Here is a 14,066-nt window from a genome sequence, read left to right as displayed (position 1 = left end):
CGCCCCCGGAACGAGAATCGAAGTGCAGGACCTGATTAAAGGCGGCCCGTGAAGAGGAGTCCATGGCGTCCCTTCCGCGTCATTCCGACACCAGGCCACGCCTCTGGACCTCGAATGGTCCACCCCTTCCCCAAGAAAGTGGCATTACACTCGGCTACCTTTTTACCGGCAACTTTTTTAGCTATTCCTACGGGCGTCCGCCGATGCCGGTGGCGAGCTCCTTGAGCCGGTCGACCGGACCCGCGTCCGGCGCGAGCGGGGCGGTGTCCATGCCCGCCCCGTCGTGCAGGCCGTCGATCAGCTCCCGCACCGCCTCGAACGACGAGCGCGCCGGCGTCCAGCCCAGCACGTCCCTGGCACGTTCCACCTTCATGACCGGGAGCCGCAGGGCCATGTCGAGCAGGCCCGGCGCGGCGGGCAGCAGCCTCATGTGCCACCCTGCCGCCACGGCCGCCCTGGCCAGGCCCCGCGGCACCGGCACCGTACGGGTGCCGAGCAGCTCGGCCAGGTCGTGCGGGTACAGGACGGGCTCGGCGGCGATGTTGAACGCGCCCTTCACCGGCCGCGTGACGGCCAGCCGGTAGGCCTCGGCGACGTCCCCGGCATGCACCACCTGCAACCGCAGCCCGGGAATGTCCGGGACGAACGGGATGCGCCCCGGCCGGACCAGCCGCCGCGGCACGAACGGCCCGGCGAACAGTCTGCGTTGCTCGGTCGCGGCCACCCGCTGGAAGACGAACCCCGGCCGCATCCGCACCACCCGGATGCCGGGGTGATCATGCTCGAAGACGTCGAGCACCCGCTCCACGTACGCCTTCTCCCGTCCGTACGCGGCGCCCGGCCAGCCGTGCGTGGGCCAGCTCTCGTCCACAGGACGGTCCTTGGGCCCCGGCGAGTACGCCCCCACGGACGAGGCATGGACCAGCGCAGGCACCCCCGCCTCCGCCGCGGCGCGGAAGACCCGCATGCTGCCGAGCACGTTCGCCCGCCAGGTCGTCGCCGGATCCCTGGTCGGCTGGAACAACCACGCCAGGTGCACCACGACGTCCGCGCCGTCGAAGATCCGTGTCAGGTCGGCGGAGACCACGTCGGCCTGCCGCCAGTCGGTGCGGTCGACCCGCCACCCGGGCATCCGGCGCGCGACGCCCACGATCGAGGTCACGTTAACGTCCCCGGCCAGCGCACGCACCACACTGGTGCCGACGTTCCCGGTAGCACCAACCACAACGACTCTCATGCCGCCACGCTGCCCGCTCTCCAGCCCCCGAAACACCTATGACCTGGGCCTTACGGCTGGAGCAGAATCTTTATGGCCCCGTCTGCCTTCTTCTGGAACATCTCATACGCGCGCGGCGCCTGCTCGAGCGGCATCCGGTGCGTGGTCAGGTCCATCACGCCGAGCGGGTCGGCCTCGTCGGTGACCAGCGGCATCAGCCGGCTGATCCACCGCCTGACGTGGGCCTGGCCCATGCGCAACGTGATGCCCTTGTCGAACATGCGCAACATCGGCAGCGGATCCGTCATGCCGCCATAGACGCCGACGACGGAGATCACGCCGCCCCGGCGGACGGAGTCGATGGCCTGGTTGAGCGCCGCCAGGCGGTCGACGCCCGCGTTGGACATCAGCGGGGCGGCCACCGCGTCGGGCAGCAGGCCGGTGAGCGTCTGGGCGAGCTTGGCGGCAGGCGAGCCATGGGCCTCCATGCCGACCGCGTCGATGACGGAGTCCGTGCCGCGTCCCGACGTCCGGTAGCGGATCTCCTCGGGCACGTTGTGCACCTCGCTGGCATCGACGATCTCGATGCCGTGGCGGCGCGCCATCGCCAGGCGGGCCATGACGCCGTCCACGCCGATCACGCGGTGGCCGAGGTGGTGGGCGATGCGGGCGCTCATCTGGCCGATGGGGCCCAAGCCGAAGACGGTGACGCTGCCGCCTTCGGGGATATCGGCGTACTCGACGGCCTGCCAGGCGGTCGGCAACACGTCCGACAGGTAGACGAAGCGCTCGTCCGGCGGTCCCTCCGGCACCTTGATCGGGCCGAACTGGGCCTCCGGCACCCGCAGGTATTCGGCCTGGCCGCCGGGCACCCGCCCGTACAGCCTGGTGTAGCCGAACAGGGCGGCGCCGGTGCCCTGCTCGCGTACCTGGGTGGTCTCGCACTGCGCGTACAGCTCCATCCCGCACATGTGGCAGTGGCCGCAGGAGATGTTGAACGGGATGACCACGCGGTCGCCGGGCTTGATGGTGGAGATCGACGGGCCGACCTCCTCGACGATCCCCATGGGCTCGTGGCCCAGGATGTCACCCTCGGCCATGAATGGGCCCAGCACCTCGTACAGGTGTAGGTCGGAGCCGCAGATCCCGGTGCTGGTCACCTTGATGACCGCGTCGTTGGGCTCCTTGATCGCCGGATCGGGCACGTTCTCGACCCGGACGTCGCGCTTGCCGTGCCAGGTGACTGCCTTCATGACTGATCGCATACCCCCACGTCAGACCTCAAACGGGCGCGCTCGCCCCATGGCCTCCTCAGTCCGTTGGAACAGCTGTGGCCCATCGAAACCCAAGTAACCAAAGAAGCTTTACACGCTTCGTATTCAGTGAGTAACTACTGGTAGTGACCGACTGACCGAAGGAGCCGTGCTCATGCCGGTGAGCTTCACTCAGCACTCCCTTGGTTCACGCATTGATCAGCATCTGAGCGGTTTTCTCGAAACCTGGCGCGCGATCGTGTCCGATCCCGACGTCGAGGCGGCCTATGGGGTGCTGAACGGCTTCGTGCTCGGCGGCGGCAAGCGCATCCGCCCTCAGCTGTGCTACTGGGGCTGGCGCGGCGCCGGCGGCGACGACTGCGAGGAGATCATCAGGGCCGCCGCGGCACTGGAGCTGTGTCACGCGGGCCTGCTCATCCACGACGACATCATGGACGGCAGCGAGCTGCGGCGCGGCCGGGCGACCGTGCACAAGAGCCTGGCCGGGCTGCACAAGGGGCCGGGCGCGGAGTCGTTCGGCCAGGCGGGCGGCATCCTGCTCGGCACGCTGAGCCTGGCCTGGTCCGACGCCATGTTGTCGTCGTGCGGGATAGATCCACCGCGGTTGCGGGCCGCCCACCACCTCTTCGACACCATGCGCACCGAAGTGATCAGCGGCCAATACCTCGACATGCTCGCCCAGCTCCGCGCCGGCGCGAGCGTGGACGAGGCGCTGACGGTGATCCGCTTCAAGACCGCCAAATACACCGTGGAGCGGCCGCTGCAGATCGGCGGCGCGCTGGCCGGCGCCTCCCCCGAGCTGCTGGACTCCTACTCCCGGTTCGGCGTGCCACTGGGCGAGGCCTTCCAACTGCGCGACGACGTGCTGGGCACGTTCGGCTTGTCGTCGCAGACCGGCAAGTCGGCGCTCGACGACCTGCGCGAGGGCAAGCACACGGTGCTGATCGCCCATGCCCTGCGGCGGGCCTCGCGGGTGCAGCGCGACCACCTCAAGCGCTGGCACGGCGATCCTGAGCTGACCGAGGAGCGGGCCGCGGAGCTGCGCCGGATCCTGCTCGACACCGGAGCGGTCGCGGTGGTCGAGGAAATGATCGAACAACGGGTGCGCGAGGCCATGACGGCCCTGGTCGTGGCGCCGATCAAGCCGGAGGCCGCGAGCGCGCTGGCCGTGCTGGCCGACCGGCTCGCGCACCGCATCAGGTAAGGGGATTCCCAGATGGGCCGGGTACTTCTCGCGGCGCCGCGCGGCTTCTGCGCGGGCGTCGAACGCGCGATCGTCACGGTCGAGGAGGCGCTGCGGCGTTTCGGGCCGCCCGTTTACGTGCGTAAGCAAATCGTTCACAACACCTACGTGGTCGGCGAGCTCACCACCCGCGGCGCGGTCTTCGTCGAGGAGCTCGACGAGGTCCCCGACGGCGCGCTGGTGATCTTCTCCGCTCACGGCGTCTCGCCGGCGGTCAAGGAGGAGGCGCGGCGACGCGGGCTGCGTACGATCGACGCGGCCTGCCCGCTGGTCACCAAGGTCCACATGGAGGCCGCGCGCCTGGCGAAGGCGGGCTACGAGATCGTGCTCATCGGTCACGCCGAGCACGAGGAGGTCGAGGGCACGCTCGGCGAGGCTCCCGGCCACATCCATGTGGTGGACCCGGCCCGCCCCAGCGAGGTGACGGTGAGCGGCTCAGGGCCGATGAGCTGGCTGTCGCAGACCACGCTCGCCGTGGACGAGACCATGCGGGCCGTCGCCGATTTACGCGAGCGCTTCCCGCACCTGGCCGACCCGCCCAGCGACGACATCTGCTACGCCAGCCAGAACCGGCAGGAGGCGGTCACCAGGATCGCGCCGGAGTGCGAGCTGGTCATCGTGGTCGGCTCGGCCAACTCCTCCAACTCCCAGCGGCTGGTGGAGGTCGCCCTGGGCGCCGGCGCGGACGCCGCCTACCTGGTCGACCGGGCCGCCGACGCGGACGAGGGGTGGCTGCGCGGCGTGCGCACCGTGGGCGTGAGCTGCGGCGCCTCCGCCCCCGAGTGGCTGGTCGAGGAGTTACTCGGCTGGCTGGCGGCGCGCGGCTACGCCGACGTGGAGCAGGTCGCCCTGACCGAAGAGACCTTGACGTTCTCCCTCCCTCCTGAACTCCGATCCACCCGTAACCCCGGCTAGGCCCAGCACGAGACAGGCAGGTGCACGATGACCGAAACGACCCCATCGACCACCTCGGCTAACGGCAACGGACAACTCAGCCTCAGCACCGACGCCGCCAGGCAACTCGCGACCACGACCAAGACGCCGCCGCAGATGCAGGAGATCACCTCTCGGTGGCTGCTGCGACTGCTGCCGTGGGTGCAGTGCTCCGGCGGCGTGTTCCGGGTCAACCGGCGATTGACGTACACCCTCGGGGATGGGCGGATCACGTTCAGCAACACCGGCTCCGAGGTGCGCGTCATCCCCGCCGAGCTCACCGAGCTGCCCATGCTGCGCGGCTTCGAGGACATGGAGGTGCTCGAGGCGCTGGCCGATCGTTTCGTCCAGCGCGAGTACGAGGCCGACGAGAAGATCGTCACCGAGGGCGGGCCGGCGGACCAGCTCGTGCTGATCGCCCATGGGCGGGTGCGCAAGATCGGCCGCGGCGCGTACGGCGACGATCAGAGCCTCGGCACCTTGGCCGACGGCGACTACCTCGGCGAGCAGTGCCTGGTCGACGGCGGCGCCTTCGAGTACACCTGGCGGGCCAAGACGCCCACCACCGTGCTCACGCTCGCCAAGCAGGACTTCGAGCAGATCGCCGAGGGATCGCCCGCGCTGCGGGAGCACCTCGACAACTGGCGCTCCAGCGTGGAGCACGCGCACAACGACTATGGCGAGGCCGCGATCGACATGTCCTCGGGCCACACGGGCGAGCCCACCTTGCCCGGCACGTTCGTGGACTATGAGCTGAGCCCGCGTGAATACGAGCTGAGCGTCGCCCAGACGGTCCTGCGGGTGCACAGCCGGGTCTCCGACCTGTACAACCACCCGATGAGCCAGCTCGACCAGCAGCTCCGGCTCACGGTCGAGGCCCTGCGCGAGCGCCAGGAGCACGAGCTGGTCAACAACAGGGAGTTCGGCCTGCTCCACAACGCCGACTTCAGCCAGCGCATCCGCACCCGCTCGGGACCGCCCACCCCCGACGACCTCGACGACCTGCTGGCCACCGTATGGAAGGACCCGGCGTTCTTCCTGGCCCACCCGCAGGCCATCGCCGCCTTCGGCAGGGAGTGCAGCAAGCGCGGGGTCTACCCGCAGGCGGGCGAGGTCAACGGGCATCGGGTGCCGTCCTGGCGGGGCGTCCCGATCTACCCGTGCAACAAGATCCCGATCTCCGGCACGAGCACGACCTCGATCCTGCTCATGCGGACCGGCCAAGAGAAGCAGGGCGTTGTCGGCCTGCACCAGACCGGCATCCCCGACGAATACCAGCCCAGCCTGTCGGTGCGCTTCATGAGCATCAACGAGCAGGCCGTCGTCTCCTACCTGGTCAGCGCCTACTACTCATGCGCCGTCCTGGTGCCCGACGCGCTCGGCGTCCTGGAGGACGTGGAGGTCGGCAGGAACGGCTAGCCCTGCCCTCGGCAGGTGACATGCCCGGCTAAATGGGCAGGTGATGGGCGCGGGGCTCGTAGTACCAGCCCATCATGCGCAGCAGCCGCCGCTGGTACGGCGTGACGTTGTGCAGCCGGATCCAGCGCTGGGACGGGGGCAGCGTGGGCATGACGAGCACACGTAGCCCCGAGACGTCGATGAAGGTCAGTTCCCCGGTGTCGACGAGGATGTACGAGCCCTGGCGACAGCTCGCCAGGGCCCCTGCCAGCGCGTGGCTGTTGGTGGCGTCGATCTCGCCGATCAGCGTGACGGCCAGGGGCTCGGGCGACCCTGGGTTCCGGCGCATCATGATCTTGAGTTGGTCATCCTGGTAGAGCAGTCGCTCTTCGAGACCACCCATGCTCCTCGCACCCCCCAACACGCATGCCTCGGGGGTTGTGAATTAGCCAGAACCAACGTTACAGCACGTACGTTTCACAATGTAATTTTCGCGAGAATATGACCGAATTAGTGAGAAATCCTGAAGAGTCGGACAGAGCGCCCCTCCGCTCGCCCGGCCGTTGACCCCGCATCCCCGTACGGGCCGGGGCTGCCCGCGCGGGACGGCGGGTTTGCCGGGGATCTCCCGAGACCCCGAGGCGAAGCCGAGGCCCGTTCCAACCATCGCAACATTTCCGGACTTGCGGCGGTTTGCCCGATGCGTTTTATCCCAATACAGCGGGTGAAAAGTCACGCATCAGAAACACACGCGGGCAGCGATTCGGGGGCGCTGAATACGTGATGAAAGGAAGATGGACACGAGCGCTGATAGCGGCGGCATGCGCTATCGCCTGCACATTCAGCGGCAGGTCGGAGACCGGGCTGATCGCGCTGCGCGCGGCGCTGGAAATGATCGGCGTCCCGTATTCGTGGGGCGGGGGCGGGGTGCAGGGACCCGGATACGGGATAGGGAGGGGCGCCACGACGAAGGGGTTCGACTGTTCAGGGCTCGCCGAGTACGCCTACGCGCGGGCGGGGGTGCCCATCGGATCCACGACGCAGCAGCAGTGGCATTCCGGGATCAGGGTGACGAGGGAGCAGGTGCAGCCAGGGGATCTGGTCTTCTACGACAGCAAGCCGCAGCGTGACGGGCCGGAGCACGTCGGCATCGCGGTCGACGGGGAGAGAATGGTGCACGCCCCGTACACAGGGACGTTCGTGCGCGTGGACCCGCTGGACCGGCCGCACTTCCTGGGGGTGGTGAGGCCGGGTGCCGGCCGCGCCGACTCGGCGGTCTGAGGGTGAGTCGTGCGGCCCAGGAGCGACCTGAGCCGCACGGCGCTCGGACATTCGGTGTTCTTCAAGAGCCGTCCGTGGCCTCGCGAGCACCCACGACGGACTCCTGCGCGCGTCAGAAGCGGGGGGTGACCGCAGCGTGGTTGTTGGTGAGCAGGTCGAGGTCGACCTCCTCGAGGTACAGGAACTTGACGAGGGACACCTCGGTGTCCCTGAGTGCCCCGTTGAGCGAGTTGTTGAACCAGTTGTTCAGCACGTCGTCGAAGACCTGGAACTGGCTCAGCACCGCCTGACCCGAGTTGTTGGCGTTGGGCTGGTCGGCGGACGCGCTGGAGGCCGAGAAGCCCAGGGCCACGGCCGCGATTGCCGCGCCCGCCAGAATACGACTGATCATTCTTGTCTTTCCTTCCATGGATGGGCGCGAATTCAGCGCCATGGTCGTTTCGCGCTTCGCCTGGGCGCGAGGAGGGCGCCTCTGGCCAGACGGCCGCCGCCAAGGGGGCGGCCGCGAATCGCCTCTCCTGCTGCGCCACGCGACGAGTGTCAGTAGGTGGTGTCGCCGACCCCGGCGACACTGACCTTGCTGTGGTTACTGAACGCCGTTGTTGTTGGTCAGCAGGTCGAGGTCGACCTCGTTGATCATCAGGTTCTCGACGAGGGACAGCTCGGCGCCGCTGAGCGCCTCGTTGAGCGAGTTGTTGAACCAGCCGTTCAGCACGTCATCGAAGACCTGGAACTGGCTGAAGATGGCCTGACCCGAGTTGTTCGGGCTGGGCTGGTCGGCGGACGCGGTGGTGGCCGTGAAGCCCAGGGCGACTGCCGCGATTGCCGCGCCCGCCAGAATACGACCGAACATACTTGTCTTTTCCTCCATGTATGGGCGCGGAATTCCCGGCGCCATAGTCGTTTGTGCAGGGCTGTGAGGTGCCGCAGATAACAATCGCGGCAGGCAGCCGGTATCGCAACCCAGAACGCCCCCCACGAGGTCAAGGAGGCGCCTCGATTTCTTGGCACTCGGTTTTCACGCAAATCACCGACGCACGGCACTCAGCGCGCACTCGCTATCCGGCAATCGACGTTTATTTGGCCGGCGGCAAGATCGATGGGCCAATCTTTCACCGCCGCATAAGCAAGGATCGCCGGAAACTTTGAGCAGCCGTGGACGCCGATGGGCGTACCTGGAGCGCCATCTGCGGGCGGACGCCCCGGGGTCAGGTGACGCCCGGGGCTCTCCTGCGAGCCCGCCGTCGGCCGCCTGCTCGCCACTCTCGCCGCGGGCGTGCCGGAAGGCGGTCGCGTGCTGGAGATCGGCACCGGTGCCGGGGTGGGGCTCGCCTGGCTGGTGAGCGGCCTCCTCCCGCGGGCCGACGTGACGGTGACCACGATCGAGTGCGATCTCGGGCGGGCCGAGCTGGTGACAAATGGTGACTGGCCCGGGTTCGTGGATTTCCGTTCGGGGGACGCGCTGGACCTGCTGCCGGGGCTCGGGACTTTCGACCTGGTCTTCGCGGATGCAGAGGCGGGCAAGCAGGTGGGGCTGGAGCTCACGATCGCCGCGCTGAGCCCGCGGGGCATGCTGGTCGTGGACGACATGGTGCCCGCGCCCGCCGTGGTGTGGGACGCGGAGTTCGCCGGCAGGCAGGAGGCCGTACGGCGGACGTTGCTCGGGCACGAGCGGCTGGTCGCCGTCGAACTGGCCGGCCACGGCTCCGGCGTCATCCTGGCGACGGCCCGGTAGCCACGCCGAATCCCCATAAATACACGAAAGAGCACTACATTCCCCAATTTAGGAGATACGGCACGCGCATCGGCTGGCGTGGCAGGATTGTCCTCAGGCCGGAACTATGGAGATCTGCCGATTTAGGAGCATAGATACGGAGTGCTCGCGGTATGGGCGACATGACCGAAATATTCGATAGCGATTCGCTCCAATCTGGACCGACCGCGCTGAGGCTCCTCATCGGCGCACAGCTGCGCCGGCTCCGCGAGTCCAGCGGCATCACCCGCGAGGACGCCGGATACGCCATCCGCGGCTCACACTCCAAGATCAGTCGCATGGAGTCCGGGCGCACCAGCTTCAAGCGGCGCGACGTGGCCGACCTGCTCACCCTGTACGGCGTGAGCGACGACGCCGAGCGCGCGAGCCTGCTCGCCCTGGTCGCCCAGGCCAACGCACCGAGCTGGTGGAGCGACTACCGCGACGTGATCCCCGACTGGTTCGAGCCGTACCTCGGGCTCGAGCACGACGCCGCGCTGATCCGGACCCACGAGGTGCAGTTCGTCCCCGGCCTGCTGCAGACCGAGGACTATGCCCGCGCCGTGATCGCACAGGGCCACGAGCACGACTCCCCCCAACAGATCGAACGCCGGGTCGCGCTGCGAATGCGCCGGCAGGAGATCCTGAACCCGCCCACGCCGCGCAAGCTGTGGGTGGTGCTGGACGAAGGCGCCCTGCGCCGCCGGGTCGGCGGCGAGGCCATCATGCGAGCGCAGCTGGAGCACCTCGCCCGGATGGCCGGACAACCGCACATCACCCTGCAGATCGTCCCGTTCGCCTCAGGCAGCACCATCGGCGGCGTCGGGCCCGTCACCATGCTCCGCTTCACGCAGCAGGGGCTGAACGACGTCGTCTACCTCGAGCACCTCACCGGCGCCCAATACCTGACCAAGGAGAGCGACGTGCGCCACTACCGCCGGCTGCTGGACGAGCTTGGCGTGCACGCCTCGCCCCCAGCCGGCACCCCGGCCCTCCTGGACCAGATCATCGAGAAGCTGTAGACCTTCCCACACCTGCTGCGTCGTCGCACGTCCGCCGCCCTGGGGCTTCGGCCTCCACTCAAAGGACCTCCGCCGAAGTGCGGAGGGTGGTGAGGGAGCGCAGACGGTCGCCGGGGCGGGCGGGGTCAGGGCTGGTCGCCGAGGCGGTCCAGAGCGGCCGACAGCCGTTGGAGGGCCTCCAGGCACTGCCGTGCCTGCTCCAGCCCCAGCTCGCCCACCAGACGGTCGGCGAGCTCCTGGTGTCCAGGGACGATCTTGGAGATCGCCTCACGGCCGGCCGCCGTCGGCTGGAGCAGCTTGGCCCGCCGGTGCGCCGGGTTGGGCCGGTATTCGGCCAGCCCCCGCTCCACCAGCAGGTCCGCGATCCGCTGCACCCCCTGCCTGGTCATCCCCATGACCCGGGCGATCCCGGCCACGGGCAGGGGCTCGCGCAGGACCGCGCCGAGCACCTGCCACCAGGCCGCAGTCATCCCCGCGGGCCTGGCCAGCCCCTCCGCGACCTGGAGGAACTGGCCGTTGAGCCGGAACGCCCCCAATGCCAGGCCCGACAGCAGGTCCGACTTCTCACTCATGCCGCCATCAGCACCTCGTAGGCCGAGGGGTCGCTCCGGGAGAAGAGCCGGAACCAGGCGTCCAGCACCTCGGGCCGGTAGATGTCCAGCCGCCGGAAGATCTCCCTGGCGAACGCGACCGGCTCCGTGGGCCCGGCCGTGATGAGGTCGCCGTCGAGCACCGCGTCCTGGTCCAGGTAACGCTTGGCGCCCGTGTAGCCCTCCTGCGCCTCCAGATATTGCACGGCGCCACTGGTGTGCTCGCGCTCGTTCAGCAGCCCCTCCCTGGCGAGCCCGGCCGTGGCGCCGCAGATGGCCGCGACCGGCACCCCGGCCTCCAGGAACTCACGGGCCTTGCGCGCGAACGGCGCCAACTCCCCGCCCGCGTCCCACAGGGTCGCCCCCGGCAGGATCAGCAACGCGCTGCCGGCCGGAGACAGCTGGTCGAGGGCGAGGTCCGGGGTGATGCGCAGCCCGCCCATCGTGACGACGGGGTCGGTGGTCAGGCCCACGGTGACGATCTCGTAGGCGCCGGGCTCGCGCTGGTAGCTCCCGTTGCGCAGGTGCGCGGTCGCGTGACCGGTCTCCCAGTCGGCGAGCGTGTCGTAAACGGCGTGGTGAACGATTTCCTTCATGACAACATCTTGTCATTTCGACAGCATGTTGTCAATCGGATTGCGTGGGAGGATGGGCGCATGGCAGAGATCGTCGGCGGAGGACGTCCAGTCAACGACGCCGAGCGGCGCGTCATCGCATACCTGCGCGACCAAGCGCCCGCCGACTGGCTTCTGCTGCACAACATCGAGGTCCCGCGCGGCCATGACGTCTTCGAGGTCGACCTGCTCGTGCTGACCGGCCACTCGCTGGTGGTCGTCGACGTCAAGGGCACCAGGGGGCGGATCGAGGTGTCGGGCACGCGGTGGTTCCCGCCGCGCAGGGAGGCCTTCGGCTCTCCGGTGGCCAAGCTGCGGGGCACGGCCAAGGCGCTGAAGGGCCTGCTGGTGTCCAAGGCCACCCAGCTCGAACGCGTCTACGTCGACAGCCTCGTCGTGCTCTCCTCGCCGGACGCCGAGCTGGTCGATCCGGCCGGGCGCGACGCGGTCAACGTCACGACCCTGCCCGCCCTCCTGGCCACACTGAGCGACGCCTCGCGGGTCAGACGCGGGTGCAGCCCGGACGCGCGACCCTATATGACCGCGGTTCTCGACGCGCTCAACCAGACGGTGCGCCGCAGCACCGCGCCGCCCAGGTTCGGCAACTGGGAGGTGGAGGAGCAGCTCGGGGGTGATGCCAAGGTCACCGAATACCGCGCGTTCAACGCGACGATGCCGGGCAGCGAGACCGTGCTGCTCCGGGTTTACCAGGCCGATCCGCTGGCCGACCACGAAGCGCGGGCGGCCGAGCGGCAGCGCATCGCCAACGCCTACCAGACGCTGGCGAGGATCCCCCCGCACCCGTGCGTGGTGCGCTCGCGCGACTTCTTCGCCATCGACGACGAGAGCCGGTTCGTGCTGGTGCTCGACGACGTGCACGGCCAGGCGCTGCACCTGTCGCTGGGCCGGGGCGAGCGGATGGGCGTGATCCAGGACCTGCTGCGCGGGCTGGCGCACGCGCACGCCAACGGCGTCATGCACCGGGCGCTCACGCCCGCGTGCGTGCTGGTCACCGACGACGGCCACGCGGTGCTGACCGGGTTCGACTACGCCAAGCCGGGACCGCGCAACTACACCGTCGCCCACGAGCTGGGCAACGTGCTGGACGCGCATTACGTGGCGCCGGAGTGCCAGGAGCGGCCCGACAGGATGACGGTCGCGTCCGACGTTTACGCGGCCGGGGCGATCGCCTACCAGCTGCTCACCGGGGAGCTGCCGACGAGCGCCGACGCCCACGGCCCTGATGTGCCCGAGGTGGTGCGACGGATGCTCGACCACTCTCCGGCCAAGCGGCCGACCGCCGCCGAGGCGCTGCACGCCCTGCAGGCCGCGCCGGTTCAGGAATCACGGCTCAGGCGCCTGGTCCGTCGCATAGTGTCCGGATCATGACCATCAAGCTGCGTCCCGTCGACGAGGACGACCTGCCCTTCCTCCACCGGCTCATCAGCGACCCGGACAGCACGGGTGCCTTCCAGTGGTACGGCTTCCAGAACCCGCACCGGGTCCGCGAACAATGGGCGGACAACGGAATGCTCGGCGACGACCGTGGCATGCTGATCATCGCGGACGGCGACGAGGCGGCCGGTTTCGTGTCCTTCAGGAAGCAGATCGCCGACCGCGCCAGCTACTACTGGTCCATGGGGATCATCGTGGCGCCGGAGTTCCGCGGCAGGGGGATCGGCACTGAGGCACAGAAGCTGATCGCCCGTTACCTCTTCGACCACACGACGGCCAACAGGATCGAGGCGTCCACCGAGATCGACAACCTGGCCGAGCAGCGGGCGTTGGAGAAGGCCGGGTTCACCCGGGAGGGCGTCCTGCGCGGCGGCGGGTTCCGCGCCGGCAAGTGGCACGACGGCGTGCTTTACAGCATGATCCGCTCCGACCTCGACGGCGAGGTCACGCCTGGGTGATGGTGTCCAGGACGTCGATGACGTACAGCCTCGGCTCCTCGCCCGGGGACGGCACCGCCATGCGGCAGCCCACCCGCTGCCCGACCAGCGCGCTCAGCCAGGCCGGCGGCACCGCACCCGGCTTCAGCGGGTACGCCGCCGGTCCGCCCCGCCGGTAGGAGGAGTCCACGACCAGGCGGGACGGCCAGGCGGCGGCCACGTACTGGACGACCACCTTCGAGCCGGCCACGATCTCCCGCCCGGAGCCGTCGATGAGGGTGCGGGGCGGCGCGGCAGGCGTGAGGTCGGCGGGGACGACCGGCAGCGCGCGGCCGATCAGGCGGGCGTCGGGCGGGTAGCCGCCCAGGATGTCGAAGACCACCACGAGCGTGTCCGCGGGCGCGACGCCGGTCACCGGAACGTCCGGCCCCAGGGCCTCGGCGGCGGGGCCGACGAGCATGACGCGGCTGCCCGCCGGGTGACCGATGAGCGAGCGGCGCCAGGTCTCCGCCACCTGCCTGCCGTCGAAGACGACCGTGGTGGGCTGGTTGGCGTCGTAGGTGCTCAGATACGGCTGATTGCCGGACCACCGCCGGATGTCCACGTCCGCGAGCACCACGTCCCCCGGCAGCGTGCGCCGCCCGCTCCCCTCCGACAGCACCGTGATCCGCGACGTGCGGGCTGGATCCCCCTTGGGGATGGCGACGATCGGCTTGCTGCCGACCGCTCCGGTGACGACGGGTTGTGTGCCCTCCTCGGCCAGGCCACACGAGGTGGCGACCATGAGGACGGCAGGCCAGAACAGGCGCACGATGTTCCTCCAATCCGGAGGAATTACTAGCCCCGATGC

The 14,066-nt window shown here is 69.2% G+C and carries 16 protein-coding genes; 8 read left to right on the top strand and 8 right to left on the bottom strand.

What is annotated here, in order from left to right; translation table 11 throughout:
- Window positions 1-187 precede the first annotated feature (187 nt).
- A complete protein-coding gene (locus OHA25_RS10640) occupies window positions 188-1,237 on the bottom strand; it encodes an NAD-dependent epimerase/dehydratase family protein (RefSeq protein WP_327587395.1) in 1,050 nt (349 codons plus the stop codon).
- A gap of 50 nt (window positions 1,238-1,287) precedes the next feature.
- Window positions 1,288-2,469 (bottom strand): zinc-dependent alcohol dehydrogenase, encoded by a 1,182-nt coding sequence (locus tag OHA25_RS10635; protein ID WP_327587394.1) that lies wholly within the window; start codon window positions 2,467-2,469, stop codon window positions 1,288-1,290.
- Window positions 2,470-2,644: 175 nt separating this feature from the next.
- Between OHA25_RS10635 and OHA25_RS10630 the strand changes: the two genes are divergently transcribed.
- The 3 genes from OHA25_RS10630 to OHA25_RS10620 are packed head-to-tail and all read left to right on the top strand — an operon-like array spanning window position 2,645 to window position 6,085.
- A complete protein-coding gene (locus OHA25_RS10630) occupies window positions 2,645-3,694 on the top strand; it encodes a polyprenyl synthetase family protein (RefSeq protein WP_327587393.1) in 1,050 nt (349 codons plus the stop codon).
- Window positions 3,695-3,706: 12 nt separating this feature from the next.
- Window positions 3,707-4,648: a 4-hydroxy-3-methylbut-2-enyl diphosphate reductase gene (locus OHA25_RS10625; protein ID WP_327587392.1), complete on the top strand. Its 942-nt coding sequence runs from the start codon at window positions 3,707-3,709 to the stop codon at window positions 4,646-4,648.
- Between the two features lie 27 nt (window positions 4,649-4,675).
- Window positions 4,676-6,085, top strand: a complete 1,410-nt coding sequence (locus OHA25_RS10620; protein WP_327587391.1) for a family 2B encapsulin nanocompartment shell protein — start codon at window positions 4,676-4,678, stop codon at window positions 6,083-6,085.
- A gap of 28 nt (window positions 6,086-6,113) precedes the next feature.
- On the opposite strand, the gene OHA25_RS10615 is transcribed toward OHA25_RS10620, so the two are convergent.
- Complete coding sequence (locus OHA25_RS10615) at window positions 6,114-6,467, bottom strand: STAS domain-containing protein (RefSeq protein ID WP_327587390.1); 354 nt, start codon at window positions 6,465-6,467, stop codon at window positions 6,114-6,116.
- Between the two features lie 380 nt (window positions 6,468-6,847).
- Between OHA25_RS10615 and OHA25_RS10610 the strand changes: the two genes are divergently transcribed.
- Window positions 6,848-7,345 (top strand): C40 family peptidase, encoded by a 498-nt coding sequence (locus OHA25_RS10610; RefSeq protein ID WP_327587389.1) that lies wholly within the window; start codon window positions 6,848-6,850, stop codon window positions 7,343-7,345.
- 112 nt (window positions 7,346-7,457) lie between these two features.
- Here OHA25_RS10610 and OHA25_RS10605 read toward each other — a convergent pair whose 3' ends face one another.
- Window positions 7,458-7,736 carry a hypothetical protein gene (locus OHA25_RS10605; RefSeq protein WP_327587388.1) on the bottom strand — a complete coding sequence of 93 codons (279 nt, stop codon included), beginning with the start codon at window positions 7,734-7,736 and terminating at the stop codon, window positions 7,458-7,460.
- Window positions 7,737-7,931: 195 nt separating this feature from the next.
- The gene (locus tag OHA25_RS10600) at window positions 7,932-8,198 is read right to left on the bottom strand and encodes a hypothetical protein (protein WP_327587387.1); all 267 of its coding nucleotides are present in this window, start codon (window positions 8,196-8,198) and stop codon (window positions 7,932-7,934) included.
- Between the two features lie 441 nt (window positions 8,199-8,639).
- Here OHA25_RS10600 and OHA25_RS10595 point away from each other — a divergent pair, with 441 nt between their 5' ends.
- Together OHA25_RS10595 and OHA25_RS10590 are read left to right on the top strand one after the other, a co-directional pair.
- Window positions 8,640-9,080 carry an O-methyltransferase gene (locus OHA25_RS10595; RefSeq protein WP_327587386.1) on the top strand — a complete coding sequence of 147 codons (441 nt, stop codon included), beginning with the start codon at window positions 8,640-8,642 and terminating at the stop codon, window positions 9,078-9,080.
- Between the two features lie 161 nt (window positions 9,081-9,241).
- On the top strand, window positions 9,242-10,120 hold the full coding sequence (locus OHA25_RS10590; protein WP_327587385.1) for a helix-turn-helix domain-containing protein: 879 nt from the start codon (window positions 9,242-9,244) through the stop codon (window positions 10,118-10,120).
- A 125-nt stretch (window positions 10,121-10,245) separates the two neighbouring features.
- On the opposite strand, the gene OHA25_RS10585 is transcribed toward OHA25_RS10590, so the two are convergent.
- Complete coding sequence (locus OHA25_RS10585) at window positions 10,246-10,692, bottom strand: MarR family winged helix-turn-helix transcriptional regulator (RefSeq protein WP_327587384.1); 447 nt, start codon at window positions 10,690-10,692, stop codon at window positions 10,246-10,248.
- Window positions 10,689-11,306: a type 1 glutamine amidotransferase family protein gene (locus OHA25_RS10580; RefSeq protein WP_327587383.1), complete on the bottom strand. Its 618-nt coding sequence runs from the start codon at window positions 11,304-11,306 to the stop codon at window positions 10,689-10,691. The genes OHA25_RS10585 and OHA25_RS10580 overlap by 4 nt, the downstream gene beginning before the upstream one ends.
- Before the next feature lie 60 nt (window positions 11,307-11,366).
- On the opposite strand from OHA25_RS10580, the gene mads6 reads away from it, so the two are divergent.
- Both mads6 and OHA25_RS10570 read left to right on the top strand, forming a co-directional pair.
- Entirely contained in the window at window positions 11,367-12,713 is a 1,347-nt protein-coding gene (gene mads6 / locus OHA25_RS10575; protein WP_327587382.1) for a methylation-associated defense system protein kinase MAD6, read from the top strand.
- Window positions 12,710-13,237, top strand: a complete 528-nt coding sequence (locus OHA25_RS10570) for a GNAT family N-acetyltransferase (protein WP_327587381.1) — start codon at window positions 12,710-12,712, stop codon at window positions 13,235-13,237. The genes mads6 and OHA25_RS10570 overlap by 4 nt, the downstream gene beginning before the upstream one ends.
- Here the strand turns inward: OHA25_RS10570 and OHA25_RS10565 are convergent.
- The gene (locus OHA25_RS10565) at window positions 13,224-14,027 is read right to left on the bottom strand and encodes an FKBP-type peptidyl-prolyl cis-trans isomerase (RefSeq protein ID WP_327587380.1); all 804 of its coding nucleotides are present in this window, start codon (window positions 14,025-14,027) and stop codon (window positions 13,224-13,226) included. The two genes, OHA25_RS10570 and OHA25_RS10565, sit on opposite strands and share 14 nt — an antisense overlap.
- Window positions 14,028-14,066 lie beyond the last annotated feature (39 nt).

The sequence above is a fragment of the Nonomuraea sp. NBC_00507 genome, assembly GCF_036013525.1.
Lineage (GTDB): Bacteria > Actinomycetota > Actinomycetes > Streptosporangiales > Streptosporangiaceae > Nonomuraea.
This window is presented reverse-complemented; position numbering and strand designations above follow the sequence as displayed.